This is a genomic window from Heliomarina baculiformis (genome assembly GCF_019966545.1).
Classification (GTDB): Bacteria; Pseudomonadota; Alphaproteobacteria; order Rhodobacterales; family Rhodobacteraceae; genus Heliomarina; species Heliomarina baculiformis.
The window spans coordinates 1-16,746 of record NZ_JAIMIC010000021.1; the positions used below are offsets into that span (position 1 = coordinate 1).

Below are 16,746 nucleotides of genomic sequence, written 5' to 3' on the forward strand. Positions count from 1 at the left end.
AGCAGGGCCTCCGCTTCGCCATCCGCGAAGGCGGCCGCACCGTCGGCGCCGGCGTGGTGTCGAAAATCGTCGAGTAAGACGCGCTTGCCCTTCAAAGGGTGAGACGGAAATTGAAAGGGTCGCCCCATTGGTGCGGCCCTTTTGCTTTGGCGGGGTGGTTCGGCGGCGGGCTATGGTGCTATCGGTGCCGCGACCGACCGCGAGGAATTCCCCATGGCCCGACGCTTTCCCGACCCGACCCAAGCCCATCCGATCACCCTGCCTGACGGGACGGTGCATCGCGGCACCGTTTTCCTCAACCGGGTGATCGATCACCCGAATATGGAGATCGGCGATTACACCTATTACAGCGATTTCGACGAGGTAACGGATTACGCCCAGCGGATCGCGCCCTACCTGTTTCCGGGATCAGGCGAAAAGCTGATCATCGGGCGATTCTGCCAGATCGCTCATGGCGCGCGATTCATCACCGCTTCGGCGAATCATCCGGTCGACAGGTTTTCGACCTTTCCCTTCTCGGTGTTCTATCCCGAGGGCATGGGCGATTACGCGGGGCTTGCGGAGAAATGGGGCGATACGGTTGTCGGCAATGATGTCTGGATCGGCTATGGCGCGATGATCCTGCCGGGGGTCACCATCGGCGACGGAGCGATCATCGGTGCCGGGTCGGTGGTAAACCGCGATGTACCGCCATATGCCGTCATGGGCGGCAATCCGGCAGTGCCGCGCCGCATGCGATTCGCGCCGGAAACAGTTGAAAAGCTGCTGGCGCTCGCTTGGTGGAACTGGCCCGATGCGCGTATCGAGGCGCATCGCAAACTTATCGAATCCGCCGATATCGACGCCCTGGAACGCGCGGCGCGTGGTTGAACTTTGTGCTGTTTGATCACGGTTTGCAGAAAGGACACATATTCCTCAACACCACATCTTGAGAAGTTTGGCGTCATTAATACAGTGTTAAGCGATACTTCGAATGATGGGGACTTATGCGTAAAGTTGTACACACATTCATGGCGGCTCTTCTGGTCGCTCCCCTGCCAGCGGTCGCGAAATATGCCGACCCGGGGCATGGCATCAAGGCGGCCAGCGCCTGCATCGCTTTCGACCAGAGCTATGCCGAGACGATAAGCCTGTGCCAGCAGGCCATGGATGACGAGGCCTGGACCCGGAAACAGTATCTCGAGCTTCTCGCGCCGCTGGCGCGGGCGCATTACTACCTTGACCACGACGAGCAGGCTCAGGCGCTTTATCGCGAGATGCTCGAGCTTGATCCGGGCTTTGTTCCGGCGCTCGTCGGCCTGGGCTGGGGGGCTTATGACGCCAAGAATTACGAGGCCGCCGGACGGTTCTTTGAAACCGCGCTGAACCGGTCCCCAAGTGCCGAGATTTACGCCGGGCTGGGCGCAAGCCTTTATCTAGGCGGTCAGGCCCAATTGGATCAGGCGATCAAGCTGATCGATCAGGCGCTGGCGTTGGAGCCGGATTACAGCTGGGCGCTGCGGCGCAAGGGCTGGATGCTTGAGGATCACAACCGTCTGTCGGAGGCCGAAAAAGCGTTCCGCCGCGCGGTGGAGCTGACCCCGGCGAACGCAGCGGCAAATTTCGCGCTGTCCCATGTGCTGCGGCGTCAGCGCAACTGGCGCGAGGCGCTGGTCTTCGTAAACCGCGCGCTGGAGTTGAACCCCGGCTATGTGCGTGCCTTGTCGGGACGTGCGCTGATTTTTTATTACATGGACCACCCCGGCCCGGCGCTGAAGGATGCAGATGCGGTAATCGCCGCGCGGCCGAACTGGGCCGAGGGCTATGTGCGCAAGGCGCGGGTGCTGATCAAGATGGACCGTGCCGAAGAGGCGCATGTGCTGCTGGGCGAGATCGACGATCGACTGGGGTACAATGGTTTCCTGACCTACTGGCGCGCGCGGCTGCTGCTTGATGACGGGCAGGCCGACCGGGCGCTGGAACAGAGCAGCCGTATCCTTAGCGAAGGCTCCCCGGACCTGTACGACTATCTCCTACAGGCGCGGATCGGACTTGCGCTTTATAACCGCGACGTCGCCCGCCCGGCCGTGGATGAGGCGCTTTCGCTGCAACCGGGGAACAAGTGGGTTCTGTATTACGACGCGATGACGCTTGTGCAGGAACATCGCTTTCGGGATGCGGTGAGCCGGTTTGATGCGGCGGTGGCTGCCGGGCTCAGCAAGCGCAAGCTGGATGAATTCGTCGCTGCACTTGAACAGCAGAAAGACCATGCGCGAGCGCAGCAGATGCGCGAACGCTATGCGATGGACAGTCAGGCGCGGGCGGCAAAATAGGCAGAAGGCGGGTGCCTAGGTGCGCCTGCCAACTGCAGGCAGATCAGGTTCTGGCGCGGTCAGGTTCCCGTCCGGCGGCGCGGTCGCTTGCATCCGTCACCTCGTCCAAAGCCGCCTGCAGGTCGAGCCGCAGACTTTCGAGCGTTTCCTCATCCATCTTGCGCGGCACCTCGCGCTGCCATTCCCGGCACATCAATACGCCCCGGGTAAAGGGCAGGGGCAGCATGAACCTGTCCCAACTTGGAAAGATGATCGCGCGGCGTGTGGCATAGGACAGCACGAAGATCTTTTTGCCGGTGCTGCGCGCCCAGACCAGCGGCACCGAGGAGGCCACCCGCGCCGGGCCGCGCGGTCCGTCCACGGCGATCCCGATCGTGAAACCATCGGCCATGCGCCGCAGAACCTCGCGTGAGAGCGCTACGTGGCGTTTGTGGCTCGACATCGGGATGGTGGCAAAGCCGAACCGCGCCAGCACCTGCCCGACCAGCCGTCCGGCGCGGGCGGCGCTGGTCAGGGAGCAGAACTTACCCAGATCCTGATTGAACATGTAGGGGGCCATGATCAGCCGCTGGTGCCAGACGGTGAAAATCACCGGCTCGCCCTTTGCGAGCTCGGCCTCCATCGCCTCGAATCCGTGGGCCTCCCAACGCGAAGTCGCATGGGCAAACCGCGTGTAGCCGGAGAAAAAGCCTTCGACCAACCGGTTGGCCCATGTGCTGTCGGCGATGCGTTTGCGGAGGCTCACTGTCTGGTCCCGTTGTTCGTTTGGTCCCCTCTCATACCGCAAGTGGCGTTCGGGACAAGCCGGGGAAGGGGAGCAAAGTAGCCCGAGCAGGTTTTGGCACAGATTCCTCTTGCTCCCGCGTCCGGCCTGTCATAGACGAGGCGCGGTCCTAGGGGTATAGCTCAGTTGGTAGAGCGACGGTCTCCAAAACCGTAGGTCGCGGGTTCGAACCCTGCTGCCCCTGCCACTCAAATCAAGGACATAGAGTTGTTTCGCGCTGGCTTTCAGCAGGTAGAAAGCCGTGGTTTACGCTTGGTTTTCATTTCCTGTGTTCGTTTCGTTCGAGAATCGCTGGTTCATCCCAACTTGATAACGATCTCTGAAACGGCATGAGGGTTAATCGAGGCGTAGCTTTCGATCATCGCCGTGGCGGTTCTGACTGACCATCCCATGTGCTGCGCTATTGCGCGCATCGGCATGTCTGAGCGGAGCAGTCTCTTAGGCACTGCGGGAAAGGAATTGGTGGATATCCTGTTCTGTTCGGGCAGTATTCGACAAGACGGTTTTTCATGGTACCGAACCGGTGCGCGTCCAACCGGCAATGATCTATTTCGATGTGGACCTTCTAGGTCACAGCCGCTTCCGCCCGCGCGCGCCGGACCTGACCCGGCGTCGTGCCGGTCACGCGCTTGAAGGCGCGGTTGAAGGCAGGTTCCGACTGGTATCCAAGATCGGCGGCAATTGTCGCGATGGGCTGAGCGGTCTCCTTCAGTATACGGCGTGCAAGGTTCATGCGCCATTCCGCGAGGTATTGCATCGCGGGCTTGTCCACGAGGCTGGTGAACCGGGCCGCAAAGGCAGAGCGGGACATGCCCGCGACCTGCGCAAGCGTCTCGACCGACCAGTCGGCGGCAGGCTCGCGGTGGATCGCGACGATGGCGCGGCCAATCTGCGGGTCGCGCGCCGCTTTCAGCCAGCCCCGGTTCGCGTCCGGAGACCGGCTTAGCCAGCGACGGATCGCCTCGATCACGACGACATCGGCGAGCCGCGTGATGACGGTTTCCCCTCCCGGACGCAGCTCGCGCGCCTCTCGCGCGATGAACTGCAAGGTGCCTTGCAACCAGCTTCCGGCTTCTTCCTCCCATGGGTCTATTTTCAGAACGTCCGGCAATAGCGCCATCAGCATGGGGCTCGACGCGTGATCAAGCCGGACCAGCCCGTACATGATACTGGACGCTTCGCCGCCGCCGCCAAATTCCAGCGTTTCGAAAAGTTCGGTCACCTTGCGGATCGGCAGTTCTTCAAGTTCTCTCAGGGGCGCTTCTGTATCGCTGTAAAGGCTGATCGGCGCGCCGTGGGTCATCAGGACGAGATCGCCCTTGTGTATCTCGAAAGGGGTGTCTTCGCCGACCTTGAGCCAGGCCCGCCCGGCGATGACCACGGCAAAGCTCATCACCTCGGGAAAGCCTGGAATGGTCAGGCCCCAGGGCGCAGTGAGACGCGACTGGCAATAGAACGTGCCGGTCAGTTTCAGCAGGTGCAGGATCTCTCCCAGCGGATCGCCGATGGGTTGAGCAAGGAGTGAGGGGTCGGGAACGTGCGGCTGTGTCATTGGGCAAGGGTGACGCGGAGTGCGCCCTTCGTCCAGAGGTTCTGGACGATTGGATAAGTGATCCGGACGGATGGGAATGGTTCATCCAGTGTTTATGAGCAAATTTGGGTCATCGATTAAACGACTTGCTCAGAGCCAAGGAGACAGACCATGACCACCCGACCCATCCTCGTCCTCGGCGCGACCGGCAAGACCGGCAGCCGCATTGCAAACCGCCTTGAACAAAAAGGTCTTTCCGTGCGCCGAGGCTCGCGCAGCGCAACGATCCCCTTTGACTGGGAGGCCTCTGATACATGGGCGCCCGCGCTCGACGGCGTTTCCAGTGTTTATATCTCTTATTACCCGGATATCGCCGTGCCGGGGGCAGTTGAAACGGTCGCGGCTTTCGTCGAACAGGCGCGAGCGGCGGGCGTTGGCAAGCTGGTGCTGCTGACCGGGCGCGGCGAGCATCATGCCCAGAGGGCCGAGGAGGTTGTCCGAAGCTCTGGCCTGCCCTTCACGATTGTTCGCGCGGCATGGTTCGCGCAGAACTTTTCCGAAGGCGCGCTGCATGAAACGGTGATGGCAGGCATCTTGCCGATGCCCGGCGGTGAGGTGCGCGAGCCTATCGTGGATGTGGACGATATTGCCGATGTCGCGGTTGCTGCGCTGACCGAGTCAGGCCACGATGGGGAGCTTTACGAGGTGACCGGCCCGCGCCTCATGACGTTTGCGGAAATGGCAGCGGAACTCTCTGTCGCGACGGGGCGGCAGGTCACGCATCTGCCGATTTCCTTCGAGGATTTCCACGCGGCGCTTTTGCCGGTGCAGGGCGCAATGATTGCCGATGTGCTCACCACCATCGCGCGGGAGACACTGGATGGGCGCAATGCGCATCTGGCAGATGGCGTGGCGCGCGCACTGGGCCGGGCGCCGCGCGATTTCACCGCTTTCGCCAGCGACGCCGCGCAGGCAGGTGCCTGGGCCGATGCCGCCTGATCTTATTCTGAACGTATGAAAGGACATCAGATGCAGGGCATAGTTTTTCAAAAGCTGACCCTTGGCGTGGCGGGCCTCACCGCGCTTGGTATCGGTCTTGCAATCACCCTTGCGCCGCGCGTTTTCTACGCGGGCTATGGAATCGAGTTGGGCGCCGATGCGAGGCTGTTAAGTGAATTGCGGGCCCCCGGCGCCAGTCTTGCCTCGCTGGGCGTGGTGATCTTTGCAGGAGCCTTGCGACCCGACATGGCCCGCGTTTCCGCAGCGCTGGGAGCCATTGTCTTCCTCGCCTTCTCAACCGGCCGGATCGTTAGCATGGCAGTCGATGGTTGGCCGGGAGGGAGTATTGTGACCGCTCTCGTGATCGAAGTGGCGATTGGTCTGCTTTGCCTGCTGGCCTTGATAAAGCAACGAAGACTGGCATTCCCGCGCTCAGCGTTTGCTTTGTCGCGGGGGTGAATGAAAGGGCCCGGGAGGAAACCCGGGCCTTTTCAGCGACTTTCGCGCTGATCGGGTCGCTTTACGGCGTGAAAGATCAACGCCTCGGGTGCGAAAAGCTTACAGCGCCGCTGGAAAAGTCGCCCTGCATTCTGAAAATTTCCGCGATTATCACTTTCACCCAGGTCCATGACATTTTCAGGATGTCAATCACCGCGCGCAGGGCGAGCGAGGTCTGCTTGCAGCTGGGGTGGTACACAACGACGGCGTCAAAGGACGAGCCCAGTCCTTGAGCTTGTCGAAACTCCGCTCGGTCAATTTGCGTGTCCGCGTCCGGAACCACCTTTCGCGAGAAATCCGAATCAGTGGGTTGAAAATGTAAAACGTTCGTTTTATATTGGGCTGCAGATACCGGAGGAATTGTGGTCATGAACCTGACAACGAAGCTCATCACCGCTGCGGAAAAACTCTTTGACCGGCACGGCTATATGGCGACCGGCATGGACCGGCTAACCGAGGCGGCAGGCATGTCGAGCCGGACGCTGTACAAGCACGCTGGCAGCAAGGCGCAGCTCATGGCGCTGGTTCTGAGTGAGCGCGACCGGCGTTTCATGGCCCGGCTCGAGGTGGAGAGCGTCGATGCGCTGTTTGCTGCGCTGGAAGACTGGGTGCGGGTCGAGGGGACGCGCGGCTGCCTGTTCCTGCGATCTCTCGCCGAGACCGGGGGGGAGACACCGGAAATCGCGCAAGCAGTCACGGCGCACAAGGAGGCATTCCGGCAACGGGTGTCCGATGTGGTCGCCTCCGATCTTGGTCGCGAGGACCCGGCGCGTGCCGAACAGATCCTGATCCTTTTCGAAGGGGCGACGCAGGCGGCAATCTACCGTGGCGCAGACGCCGTTTCCGCCGCACGCTCTGCCGCTGCCATCCTGATGGGGAGGGCTAGATCATGAACCCCGCCATCCGCATCGGTGCCACGGGTTTTGGTCTTATCGCGGTCTGCTATGGTTTTGCGCGCTTTGCCTTTGGCCTGTTCCTGCCCGAGATCGACGGTGAACTGGATCTCGGCCCATCGCTAAGCGGCTTGATTTCCGGCGGTTCCTTTGCCGGGTACTGCATCGCCATTATCGCCTCGGCCATGCTGACCGAGCGGATCGGTGCCCGCGCGGTGGCTGTCGGAGCCTCCCTTGTCGCGGCGCTTGGTATGGCGGGCATCGCGCTTGCGCCGACGCCTCTGTTCCTTGCGATTGCCGTCATGCTGGCCGGGTCCAGCACGGGTCTCGCCTCGCCGCCCATGGCGGCGGCTGTCGCGGCAGCGGTTCGAAAGAGCCGTCAGGACATGACCAACACCGTCATCAATGCCGGGACGAGCGCGGGCGTCGCGCTTTCAGGACCTATTGCACTGGCCATCGCCGGGCAGTGGCGGATGGCCTTCGGCGTATTCGCGGCGGTTGCGCTGGTGCTGGCGGTGGCCGCCATGTTCGCGTTGCCTGACGCCCGTGGTGAAAGTCGCACCGGTGGGTTTCCCCCGATTGGCGGCACGATGGTGCGGCTGATCTTGGCGTCCTTCCTGATGGGCGCGGCAAGCACGGCGCTGTGGTCTTTTGGCGGTCAGCTTGTTTCGCAGCAGATGGGGTGGGGCACCGGTGGGTCCAGTCTTCTCTGGACCTGCATTGGCGCTGGCGGGATTGTCGGCGCCTGGGCCGGGACGCTGGTCAGCCGGTTTGGCCTTGACCCTGTCCATCGGGTTTTTCTGGGACTCACGGCCGTCAGCATCCTTGCGGTCGGCTCTGGTTTGACGAGCGGCGTTGTCCCGCTTATCGGCGGGGCCGTGTTTGGCGCGGCCTATGTCATGCTGACCGGAGTGTATCTGGTCTGGGGGACCAATGCCCTGCCGGAGCGTCCCGCGACCGGCCTTATGGTCGGATTCCTGACCATCGCCGTGGGGCAGACGGCGGGTGCCCCGGTCTTTGGACTATTGATGGCAGGTCAGGGAGCGGGGGCCGCTGTTGCGTGCTTTGCTGTGGTGGCGCTGCTCGCCGGTTTCTTTCGGTCGGGCGCTTTGCCGGGCGTCGCAACAACGACGACGCCAGTTTCAGTGCGGTGTACGTGCCATTAGGCGGCGAATACGCGTCCCATCTTGAAGTTGTGGCGCGCGTCCTTTGCGCGATGCCGGTTCGTTGGCTGCTCTGCGAGGACTGCACAGAGGTATTTTGGCGACCGGGTCTGTTCACCTTTTCGCAAGCGATGGAAACTTTCGGCCGGATACACGTTGTGCCCGTCAGAAATGCAAACCTGACTGGAGGCCATCATGAGCAGCCCGATCACCACGATTAACCCTGCAACCGAAGAAAAGATCGAAACCTACAACCTGATGTCGGATCAGGAGGTCAAGGATGCGATCAAAGCCTGCCATACCGCCTTCCAAGACTGGCGTCATGTTTCGCTGGATGACCGCGCGGCCAAGATCAAGGCGATCGGTAAGGCCCTGCGCGACAACAAGGAAGATTTCGCCCAGCTGATGACCCGCGAAGTCGGCAAGCTGATCGGCGACAGCCGGGACGAAATCGACCTTTGTGCGGCGATTTGCGATTTCACTGCGGCGCAGGGTCCCAAGGAACTGGCCGACGAAGAGCGCGATATTCCCGATGGCAAAGGCGTTGTGACCTATTCGCCGATTGGGGTCATCTATGGTATGCAGCCGTGGAACTTTCCCTGCTATCAGGTCATTCGCTACACCGTCGCCAACCTGATGGCGGGCAACGGCGTGCTGCTCAAGCATGCGGCGAACTGTACCGGCAGCGGCCTGTTCCTGCGTGAAGTCATGGAGAAGGCCGGTCTGCCGAAGAACCTCTTTACCGTGCTGCTTATCGACCACGATCAATCGGACGAGGTTATCGCCAATGATCTTGTCCGGGGTGTGACCCTGACCGGCAGCGACGGCGCCGGTCGCGTCGTGGCCCAACAGGCGGCGAAACATCTCAAGAAGACCGTGCTGGAGCTTGGCTCGAACGATGCCTACCTTGTTCTGGATGACGCCGATCTCGACCTTGCGGTGGAAACCTGTGTTGCCGGGCGGCTTTACAACAACGGTCAGACCTGCGTGAACGCCAAGCGTTTCATCGTGACCGAAGCGAATTACGACGCCTTTGTCGAACGCTTCACCGAGAAGATGAAAGCGATGGAAATGGTCGACCCGTCCGATGCCAAAAGCGGTCTGGGGCCGATGGCGCGTATCGACCTGCGCGACGATCTGGCTAAGCAGGTCGAGGAGAGCGTCGAAAAAGGGGCTAAGGTTCTCTGCGGCGGCGAGGTTCCGGACCGCAAAGGTGCCTATTACCCGGCGACCGTCCTTGTCGACGTCGCCCCCGGGCAGCCTGCCTATGATGACGAGCTTTTCGGACCGGTGGCGTCGGTTATCCGAGCCAAGGATGACGAAGACGCCATGCGGATCGCCAACGACAGCCGGTATGGCCTTGGCGGCGGTATCTTCTCGAAAAACACCGAGAGGGCACGTGAACTGGCGTCGAAGTATTTCGACACCGGTATGGTCTGTATCAACAAGTACAACCTCGCCATTCCGAACATGCCGTTCGGCGGGGTCAAGGACAGTGGCTATGGCCGCGAACATGGCGGGTTCGGGATGAAAGAATTCGTCAACGCCAAGTCGCTTTACATGGCTTAAGGCTTTTCGCCTGCTCCGGTCCTCGCAGATCGGGGCGGGCAATTCCGTGCGGGGGTAGAACAATGAACCCGTTGCCGGATTGCCCTGTTACATGAGGCGCAGAGCGAAGGCTGCGCCGAGTGACAGGATAGGCCGCATGATCTGCGGGGAGGCGGCCAGCAGGAGCACCGGAGAGACGGCCAGCACGAGCCAGGCTCCGTAGAACATTACAAACCGCATAGTTACGAGCGTGCCGATGGTCGCGTCGAACCGGTCATCTGAGTCGCTTTGTTCCAGCCGTTTAACCGCGAAGCGTTCCACCGTGACGCGTGTCAGCGCCCCAGCGGCCAGCGGCGCCACGACAAATCCAAAATGAAGCAGGGTCCAGAGAACGGTTGTCAGCGCCATGGCCGTCAGCCAGAGGCCACGCCCCCACGGGTCGGCGGCGCTTTGGGTCAGGAAATCCGCGCTTTGCATTTCTACCCCGAGGCCCAAGTCGAGAGCCTGTAGTGCCAGACCGATCAGAACCACCGTCAACACCATGAAAATGATCGCGAGCACCAGGTCGAGAAGCATGAAGAGCGCAATGCCCGGCAAGCGTTCGCCAGATCGCGCCACGTGGAGCCCGATCGAGTGGCTTACTCCGAGCGAAAGGTAATCGAGCGCGGCATTCGACAAGGGCAGGGCCAGCCAGGACAGGGCGAAGAGGCCGATCATGCCGTCAGTGATCGCGGAAAACTGGTTGGCGACCACGATGCCGGCAAGCGAGATCAGCGCGCCGAACCCGATACCGCCTCCGGCTGCCGCAAGTTGACCGGCCCGCAGATGCGGCATGGAGCCCGCAATCAGGCTGCTGACGAGGCCCGCACATCCACCGACGAGGCCGCCGATGATAAAACCTTCGCAGAGCGACCGGAGAAAGCCGAGGAAACCATCGTCGGTCAGACCGGAACTTATTGCCGCCATCAGGCCGAAAGCCACCCCGCCCGCCGCGCCGTAGAAGGCGGCGCGCCTTGGACGCAGGGTCGAAATCGCGGCCACGCAGGGTACGCTGAACAAGGCGGCGGCGATCATGGTCTGGGTGCCGATGTAGTCGGCAAGCCCGCAGGAGATGCCCGCGATCAACGCGACGCCAGCAAGACGTGCCGCTGTCTGCTTTTCGCTGAGGGAGCGCAGGCCGAAGGGGCGCACGAGGCGGATGCAGAATACCATCGCCAGCAACAAAAGCGTGACGTTTGCATGGGGCAGGAAAGGAGAGACACCGGTGCCGATCCAGAACTTGCTGTAAAAAGGGCGGATCGAACCGATGGTGATGTCGCCCTGAGAAAAGCTCAGCAAGCCTGCGGCGACGAGATAAAGCATGCTGAGCGCATAACAGGTCATCAGGCTTTGCAGGCTGAAGGGCGCACCGGTCCAGACCCGGAGCACGTCCAACCCGGCGATCAGCCTGTCGCGAAAGATGTCCGACATCGATCTGTCGAGAACTGCCGCCGTGTGCCGGTTGAGAAACCGCGCGATGGCCTTGTCGTCGAGGGCCGGAGCCTGCCCTGCCTGCTGCGCCTCGAGCGCGCGCAATCGTGCCTCAATGGGGGAGGGCGCGTCGGAGAGAGGCCAGCGCAAAGACGCAGGTACATCCTCGACACTTAATCCAAGCGCGCCGCTCAGCTTTTGCGCCGTGCTCGGCGTGATGGTTTTAAGGCGGTTGTTCTCGATGGCCGATACGAATGACTTGCGGTCCGGGTTGCCCAGTGCGTCGGCGGCGAGCGCTTCCTGGCTGAGCCCGAGCGTCTGCCTGCGCTGGCGAACCAGTTTGCCAAAGGCTTGAAAGTCCTCAACTTCCGTTTTCTCGGCCATGAAAACCCATGAAAAGCGGCGGGTTACAAAATTCTGTAACGTTTTGGTCACCGCTGGAAGGCCCGGGCTTTCCTACCCTGAATATGCCGCGAGCGGGTCGATCTCACGCTTGGTCTTTCCAAGGCACAGTCTACAGGCAGCGCCCGGAACGCCAAGAAATAGTTTCAGATCCACAGCACCCGGGAATTGGCGGCCCTGACCTTTTGGACAACCGCGCAACCGGGTGGATTGATATGGAAAGCAGATTTCAGAACGGGATCCAGGCCGTTGGCCGGACAAGTTTACATGACGGTCGCGGTGACCCACGACGCTCATTTTTTCGTTCACGGCTGAGCGGACCGGGCGGCTTCTATAATCTCGGCAATGTGATTGCGCTGTTTTCGGGCTTTGCGTTGAAACTCTACGTCGATCAGGGGCAGGCGGGTGTTCTCGAGACGCTATACAGCTATCTGGTCGGCAATTCCGGGGCGACGTTCCTGACGCTGGCGATGATCCTCTTCCTGATCTCGGGCGAAGTCTATCATCATGCGGGCAAGCCGGACACGCGGGCGGCACTGCTGCATTGGGCCGATTTCATTTCGGGACTGGCGGCGATTTCGCTGACGGTCGCGCTGCTCTGGCTGGGTGAAACGACGGCGGCCTGGGTGGCGGGCGTGATGCTGGTGGCGGGCAAGCTTGGATGCGCCGCCCTGCCGGTTTTTGCCAAACGGGACACGACGCGGCTGGAACGCCTGCTCCGGATAACCGTGGCGGCGAGCCGCGCTCCTTCGCTCGTGGCGCTGGGGCTGACCGTCTTACCGGCGCTGCGGGGGGAGGTGGCCTTTGACCTCGTGCTGTTGCCGCTGGTCATGATCCTCTGCTTCCTGCTCTGGCTCTGGGCAGATCTGTTGCTGCTGTTCCGGCACCGTTCGGTGCGGCGCATCAAGGTTCGTACGCATAAATCTGTCTGACAGAGTGGCCACCGAGGTCTCGATACCCGCCGGAATGATAGCTGTCGCGAATTGCGTTGCCTGAGGGGAATTGGGAGGTGCAACTGCGCTTGATTTCGATACGAGGACAGCAGCAGGCTTCACACGGATCATGCAGTTGCTGTCACCTGTTTCGCCCATGACGTGCCGCTTGCCCTACGCTGTCTCGGCAATAAGTCATGGCTTTGCTGTGACCTGATCTTTCTGGCGGCTGGCAGCGTGCTTGTGTGCCTTAGTGAGAATTTCAATCTTGCCTCCACCATGATCCATATTTTCTGGATTTTAATGTCGGCCCTTGGGCTCAGTCTTTCGTATGTAAAGCTCTGTTCCATCGTGCGATGGGGCTATTCGCCGTAGTCGAAGGGGAGGGGATTTATCAGGTAAGAACGCGGTATTCGTGATAGGCTTGCCTGCGCGTTGCCCGACGTTTTTTGAGGTCGGAATCATTTTAGCAACGGTTTTGTTCTTCGCAATTTGGCCCGGGAGGGCGCTTTCAACAGCAAGGGAAATTGAAATGAAACACCGGTTTAAAGAATGTCTGGCCGCATCGGTTTTTGTCGCGGTCTTTGGTGGTATCGCTGCGGTGGCAGCGCCGCTTGTCCCGGGGGGTACGATCATGATGCCCGGGTCGACTGCCGCGTCAAATCCGGATCTGGTCGGCGTTGTAGTGCAGGATTCGATACTTGCGACCAACGTGCTTCAGGTGCCGCCGGGGTCGAATCCGTTCTTCAATTTCGCGGATTTCAGCGTCCAGAACCGCGTGGTGCGGTCAGACGCGGACAGCAATCTGATCTTTGCGCCACGTATCCTTTTCCGTCGCAACGTCACGACATTTCCCTTGCTTGTTAATCGTGTCGAGATGTGGGGCTTTAGCGACTTTGCGATAGACGCTTCCTATCGGGTCGATGGCGTCGGTGATCGTGGCCCGACCACGGGGTTCCGGTCCGCAGATGGCCAGACGCTGAGTTTTGATTTCGGCTTTCCGCTTTTCGTGAACAACCTGTTCGTTGGGCCGCAGGAGGAAAGCTACTTCTTTTCGCTGAAGTCCGACACAAGCACTTTTGCCAATACCGGACGTCTCAGCATCTTTGCCGAGGCTGTCGGCGATCCGGTGCAGGGCCGGGTCTATCGCTTTGATGTGGGAGGGCTGGCTGTCCCGACAACCACCGTTGTGCCGCTGCCTGCGAGTATGGTCATGCTGATCGGCGCAATTGCGGCCCTGTTTTCGCAGGCGCTGCGTTGGCGGATAAAGACGTAATCGTTGACTGCGGGCTACACGTGGCGTCTTCCGCCACACTACCGGCAGTAAGTCTTATCGAGTGTGCCGCCGAGGATCGGTAGGGTGACAACCTGAACCCGCGCGTTGCGTGTCGTGGGTTCAATACCTTTGGTCCCCGCTACCCGTGTCTTAAAGGACTTTGGCGGGCCAAAATATTCTTCAAATCCAGCGATCATCTCGCGGGTCGCATACGAGCGGTTGTGCCGATGAACGTCACCCTCCCGTGGCTCTTTTATCTTATGCCGGCTAATTCAGGCGCCCTTATTTTGTGCGTATTGAGGGCTTTTGCCTGAAATCGGACCAAAATCATCGCAGAACCGCGCGGTTGTTAACACGATAACCACACTAATTCGCGATCGAAACAGGCCCGCCAAAAACGGTCTTTTTGTCGTCGTTTAGCTGATCTAGAGACCGACGACCTGTTGGTGTTTGGAACTCGTGGGAAGTTTGGTTACGCAGATGCTTCGAACTTTGGGTCCGAAAAAATTGAATCGAGCAGGATTTAAGAACTGAATTCGAAGGCATCAAAGAAGCATGAGAGCGAATTTTTCAATCCATCCTCAGCACAGGCAAGAGGACAGCTGTGCCCCGGACTCCTCCGAAGAATTTCTGGCTTTGGCCTGGCTGAGTGACGACGGCACCATTCTGGAAACCAACGAGGTATTCCAGAAGATGCTGGGCAGGGATATCTCCAAGCTGTCCCGGGCCGAGCAGGCAAAGGCCATCGGCGATCCGGGCTTTTACGAGCTTGTGAACGGTATCAGCCGGGTCCCCACTGCGCAGCGTGACATCAAGCTGCGCATCGATGACGGAGAGGTGATGTGGTTGCAGGTGTCCCTTGTTTCCCAGGTCTCGCTGAAAGGCGATATCCTTATGATCGCGCAGGATATCACCGACACCCGCCGGAAAAACCGGTCGGCCCAATGGAAGCTGGAAGCGCTGAGCCAGACGCGGTTGGTCGCCGAAATGGATCTGAGCGGGCGTCTGGTCAATGCAAACGGTCATTTCAAAAAAGCTGTCGGTCTGCCCGAACACCAGTTGGAAGAGTTCCTGCTCAACAACATGACAACCGAGAATTTCTTTGAGGATATCACCTGCGAAGAGGCGTGGCGGAAGCTGTGCCTTGGCGCGACGATTTCCGGCGATTTTCGGTTTCACCGCGAAAACGGAGGGGACCTGTGGCTTCGCGGCAGTTTCGATCCGGTGGCCTGCGACGATGACCGCATCGGCACGATCCTGTTCATGGGGCAGGACATTACTCGGGCAACGCAGGAAAAGATCGATCAGGACGGGCAGATGCGGGCGCTATCCCGGGCTCAGGCGGTGGTGGAATTCGCGCTGGACGGAACGGTTCTGACCGCCAATTCAAATTTCCTCGAACTGTTCGACTATGAACTGGGACAGGTTCAGGGTCAGCATCATCGGATGTTCGTTCCGCCGGAGGACGCCGCGAAGGCCGCCTATGCGGAGTTCTGGAGCAGTCTTGGACAGGGTGAGTTCCAGACAGCCGAGTTCAGACGGATTGGCAGGAACGGCAAGGAAATTTGGATTCACGCCAGCTATAACCCGATTTTCGATCCGTTCGGGCGGCCGATAAAGGTCGTCAAATTCGCAAGCGATATCACCAACCGCAAGAAGGCCGAGACGCTGGGCATCCGTGCGCAGGTCGAATCCGCCAAGGAAGCGATGCGGGAAACCGAAGCGCAGTTTCGCGCGACAATCGATGTTGCCCCTGTGGGTATGGCCTTGCTCGATGAAGATTGCCGGATGCTGCATGTGAATGCCGCGCTGGCGCAGTTCTCGGGCTATTCGGTCGAAGAGCTTCTGTCGATGCGGCTTGCCGATCTTATCCCGCCCGCCCGTCGGGTCATTTCGGACGCCCAGCGGGAGCTGCTGAAAACCGGCCAGATGAAGCTTATCCAGATGGAACGGCGGGTTCTGCGCAAGGATGGGACCGAGGGCTATGCCTTGCTGCATATCTCGGAACAGCGGTCTGCGAATTCCGAACGCATCAAGTTCATCGTCCAGATACAGGACATCACCGAGCGCCGGATGATGGACCAGATCAAATCCGATTTCGTCGCGACTGTAAGCCATGAATTGCGCACGCCGCTGACGTCGATTCAGGGGGCGTTGAAACTTTTGCCACTGCCGATTTCCAAAGGGGATCAGGCGGGGTCGCAAAAGCTTCTGGATATTGCCTCCAAGAATAGTGACCGGTTGATGCGCCTTGTCTCGGACCTGCTTGAGGCGGAGAAGTTTTCGTCCGCCGACATGCCGCTCAGTCTGTGTGCGGAAAAGGTCCTGCCCCAGCTGGAACATGCGATCCAGATGAACACGCCCTACGGAGAGCAGCTGGATGTCAGTTTTCTTCTCGATGAAGTCGATGCTGACCTGATGATCCGGATCGATCCGGTCCGATTCCAGCAGGTCATGTCGAACCTGCTGTCGAATGCGGCGAAATTCTCTCCGAAAGGCGCGGTCGTGCGGCTGGGATGCGAGGAACGCGAGGGGATGGTCTGTGTCACCGTCAGCGATCAGGGTTGCGGTGTTCCGGAAAGCTTCCGTGAAAAGATCTTTCAGCCGTTCACACAAGTGGACAATTCGGCAACGCGCCACGTTGGCGGGACGGGCCTTGGTCTCAACATCAGCCGACTGCTGGTCGAACGGATGAACGGCTCGATCGGGTTCGAAAACCTTGCCCCGCGCGGCTGCCAGTTTTGGGTTATGCTGCCCAAGGCTTTGAGCTGACGCGCCTTCTTGTGCTCGTTTGCCAAGTGGGCGACGAGACCGGAGGGTTTTTGGTGTTCTTGGGCGGGCAATGACCGGGTGTGATCGCCCGAGTCGCGCGCAGAGGTGAGGCTTCGTTTCGAGTAGCGCTTGCGCCCTCATCGGCTGTGTGAGAGCGCAAGTCGGT

16 protein-coding genes and 1 tRNA gene are annotated in these 16,746 nt (G+C 60.3%); 13 read left to right on the plus strand and 4 right to left on the minus strand.

Going from position 1 to position 16,746, the window contains the following annotated elements; all coding sequences use genetic code 11:
• From MF268_RS24080 to MF268_RS24090, 3 genes are all read left to right on the plus strand, one after another.
• Positions 1 to 77: EF-Tu C-terminal domain-related protein (locus MF268_RS24080; protein WP_238373293.1), on the plus strand; the 77-nt coding region annotated here is incomplete at its 5' end.
• A gap of 136 nt (positions 78 to 213) precedes the next feature.
• On the plus strand, positions 214 to 870 hold the full coding sequence (locus MF268_RS24085; RefSeq protein WP_238373270.1) for a CatB-related O-acetyltransferase: 657 nt from the start codon (positions 214 to 216) through the stop codon (positions 868 to 870).
• Between the two features lie 116 nt (positions 871 to 986).
• A complete protein-coding gene (locus MF268_RS24090; RefSeq protein WP_238373271.1) occupies positions 987 to 2,312 on the plus strand; it encodes a tetratricopeptide repeat protein in 1,326 nt (441 codons plus the stop codon).
• A gap of 43 nt (positions 2,313 to 2,355) precedes the next feature.
• On the opposite strand, the gene MF268_RS24095 is transcribed toward MF268_RS24090, so the two are convergent.
• Positions 2,356 to 3,057: a lysophospholipid acyltransferase family protein gene (locus MF268_RS24095; protein ID WP_238373272.1), complete on the minus strand. Its 702-nt coding sequence runs from the start codon at positions 3,055 to 3,057 to the stop codon at positions 2,356 to 2,358.
• A 150-nt stretch (positions 3,058 to 3,207) separates the two neighbouring features.
• Here MF268_RS24095 and MF268_RS24100 point away from each other — a divergent pair.
• A tRNA-Trp gene (locus MF268_RS24100) sits at positions 3,208 to 3,283 on the plus strand.
• A 378-nt stretch (positions 3,284 to 3,661) separates the two neighbouring features.
• Here MF268_RS24100 and MF268_RS24105 read toward each other — a convergent pair.
• Entirely contained in the window at positions 3,662 to 4,648 is a 987-nt protein-coding gene (locus MF268_RS24105; protein WP_238373273.1) for an AraC family transcriptional regulator, read from the minus strand.
• Between the two features lie 150 nt (positions 4,649 to 4,798).
• Between MF268_RS24105 and MF268_RS24110 the strand changes: the two genes are divergently transcribed.
• Both MF268_RS24110 and MF268_RS24115 read left to right on the plus strand, forming a co-directional pair.
• Positions 4,799 to 5,626 carry an NAD(P)H-binding protein gene (locus MF268_RS24110; RefSeq protein ID WP_238373274.1) on the plus strand — a complete coding sequence of 276 codons (828 nt, stop codon included), beginning with the start codon at positions 4,799 to 4,801 and terminating at the stop codon, positions 5,624 to 5,626.
• A gap of 30 nt (positions 5,627 to 5,656) precedes the next feature.
• The gene (locus tag MF268_RS24115; RefSeq protein ID WP_238373275.1) at positions 5,657 to 6,085 is read left to right on the plus strand and encodes a DUF4345 domain-containing protein; all 429 of its coding nucleotides are present in this window, start codon (positions 5,657 to 5,659) and stop codon (positions 6,083 to 6,085) included.
• Between the two features lie 76 nt (positions 6,086 to 6,161).
• Here the strand turns inward: MF268_RS24115 and MF268_RS24120 are convergent, their stop codons facing one another.
• Positions 6,162 to 6,494, minus strand: coding sequence for a hypothetical protein (locus tag MF268_RS24120; RefSeq protein WP_238373276.1), 333 nt, complete (start codon positions 6,492 to 6,494; stop codon positions 6,162 to 6,164).
• Between MF268_RS24120 and MF268_RS24125 the strand changes: the two genes are divergently transcribed.
• The 3 genes from MF268_RS24125 to MF268_RS24135 all read left to right on the plus strand — a co-directional run bounded on the left by MF268_RS24125 (position 6,493) and on the right by MF268_RS24135 (position 9,749).
• Entirely contained in the window at positions 6,493 to 7,017 is a 525-nt protein-coding gene (locus tag MF268_RS24125; protein WP_238373277.1) for a TetR/AcrR family transcriptional regulator, read from the plus strand. The genes MF268_RS24120 and MF268_RS24125 overlap by 2 nt on opposite strands.
• Entirely contained in the window at positions 7,014 to 8,183 is a 1,170-nt protein-coding gene (locus MF268_RS24130; protein ID WP_238373278.1) for an MFS transporter, read from the plus strand. Before MF268_RS24125 ends, MF268_RS24130 begins: the two co-directional genes overlap by 4 nt.
• A 192-nt stretch (positions 8,184 to 8,375) precedes the next feature.
• A complete protein-coding gene (locus MF268_RS24135; protein WP_238373279.1) occupies positions 8,376 to 9,749 on the plus strand; it encodes an NAD-dependent succinate-semialdehyde dehydrogenase in 1,374 nt (457 codons plus the stop codon).
• Positions 9,750 to 9,836: 87 nt separating this feature from the next.
• Here the strand turns inward: MF268_RS24135 and MF268_RS24140 are convergent, their stop codons facing one another.
• Positions 9,837 to 11,582 (minus strand): helix-turn-helix domain-containing protein, encoded by a 1,746-nt coding sequence (locus tag MF268_RS24140; RefSeq protein ID WP_238373280.1) that lies wholly within the window; start codon positions 11,580 to 11,582, stop codon positions 9,837 to 9,839.
• Between the two features lie 233 nt (positions 11,583 to 11,815).
• Here MF268_RS24140 and MF268_RS24145 point away from each other — a divergent pair, with 233 nt between their 5' ends.
• From MF268_RS24145 to MF268_RS24155, 4 genes are all read left to right on the plus strand, one after another.
• The gene (locus MF268_RS24145; RefSeq protein WP_238373281.1) at positions 11,816 to 12,532 is read left to right on the plus strand and encodes a hypothetical protein; all 717 of its coding nucleotides are present in this window, start codon (positions 11,816 to 11,818) and stop codon (positions 12,530 to 12,532) included.
• A gap of 162 nt (positions 12,533 to 12,694) precedes the next feature.
• Positions 12,695 to 12,907: a CBU_0592 family membrane protein gene (locus tag MF268_RS25525; protein ID WP_420485461.1), complete on the plus strand. Its 213-nt coding sequence runs from the start codon at positions 12,695 to 12,697 to the stop codon at positions 12,905 to 12,907.
• Between the two features lie 157 nt (positions 12,908 to 13,064).
• A complete protein-coding gene (locus MF268_RS24150) occupies positions 13,065 to 13,808 on the plus strand; it encodes a hypothetical protein (RefSeq protein WP_238373282.1) in 744 nt (247 codons plus the stop codon).
• Positions 13,809 to 14,444: 636 nt separating this feature from the next.
• The gene (locus MF268_RS24155; RefSeq protein WP_238373283.1) at positions 14,445 to 16,580 is read left to right on the plus strand and encodes a PAS domain-containing sensor histidine kinase; all 2,136 of its coding nucleotides are present in this window, start codon (positions 14,445 to 14,447) and stop codon (positions 16,578 to 16,580) included.
• Positions 16,581 to 16,746: the final 166 nt, after the last annotated feature.

Bases quoted from the DNA above. Each gene is read 5' to 3' on its own strand.
- MF268_RS24110 (WP_238373274.1), top strand. From the start codon at position 4,799: ATGACCACCCGACCCATCCTCGTCCTCGGCGCGACCGGCAAGACCGGC.
- MF268_RS24085 (WP_238373270.1), top strand. From the start codon at position 214: ATGGCCCGACGCTTTCCCGACCCGACCCAAGCCCATCCGATCACCCTG.
- MF268_RS24130 (WP_238373278.1), top strand. From the start codon at position 7,014: ATGAACCCCGCCATCCGCATCGGTGCCACGGGTTTTGGTCTTATCGCG.
- MF268_RS24115 (WP_238373275.1), top strand. From the start codon at position 5,657: ATGCAGGGCATAGTTTTTCAAAAGCTGACCCTTGGCGTGGCGGGCCTC.
- MF268_RS24120 (WP_238373276.1), bottom strand. From the start codon at position 6,494: ATGACCACAATTCCTCCGGTATCTGCAGCCCAATATAAAACGAACGTT.
- MF268_RS24150 (WP_238373282.1), top strand. From the start codon at position 13,065: ATGAAACACCGGTTTAAAGAATGTCTGGCCGCATCGGTTTTTGTCGCG.
- MF268_RS24090 (WP_238373271.1), top strand. From the start codon at position 987: ATGCGTAAAGTTGTACACACATTCATGGCGGCTCTTCTGGTCGCTCCC.
- MF268_RS24105 (WP_238373273.1), bottom strand. From the start codon at position 4,648: ATGACACAGCCGCACGTTCCCGACCCCTCACTCCTTGCTCAACCCATC.
- MF268_RS24125 (WP_238373277.1), top strand. From the start codon at position 6,493: ATGAACCTGACAACGAAGCTCATCACCGCTGCGGAAAAACTCTTTGAC.
- MF268_RS24135 (WP_238373279.1), top strand. From the start codon at position 8,376: ATGAGCAGCCCGATCACCACGATTAACCCTGCAACCGAAGAAAAGATC.
- MF268_RS24140 (WP_238373280.1), bottom strand. From the start codon at position 11,582: ATGGCCGAGAAAACGGAAGTTGAGGACTTTCAAGCCTTTGGCAAACTG.
- MF268_RS24145 (WP_238373281.1), top strand. From the start codon at position 11,816: ATGGAAAGCAGATTTCAGAACGGGATCCAGGCCGTTGGCCGGACAAGT.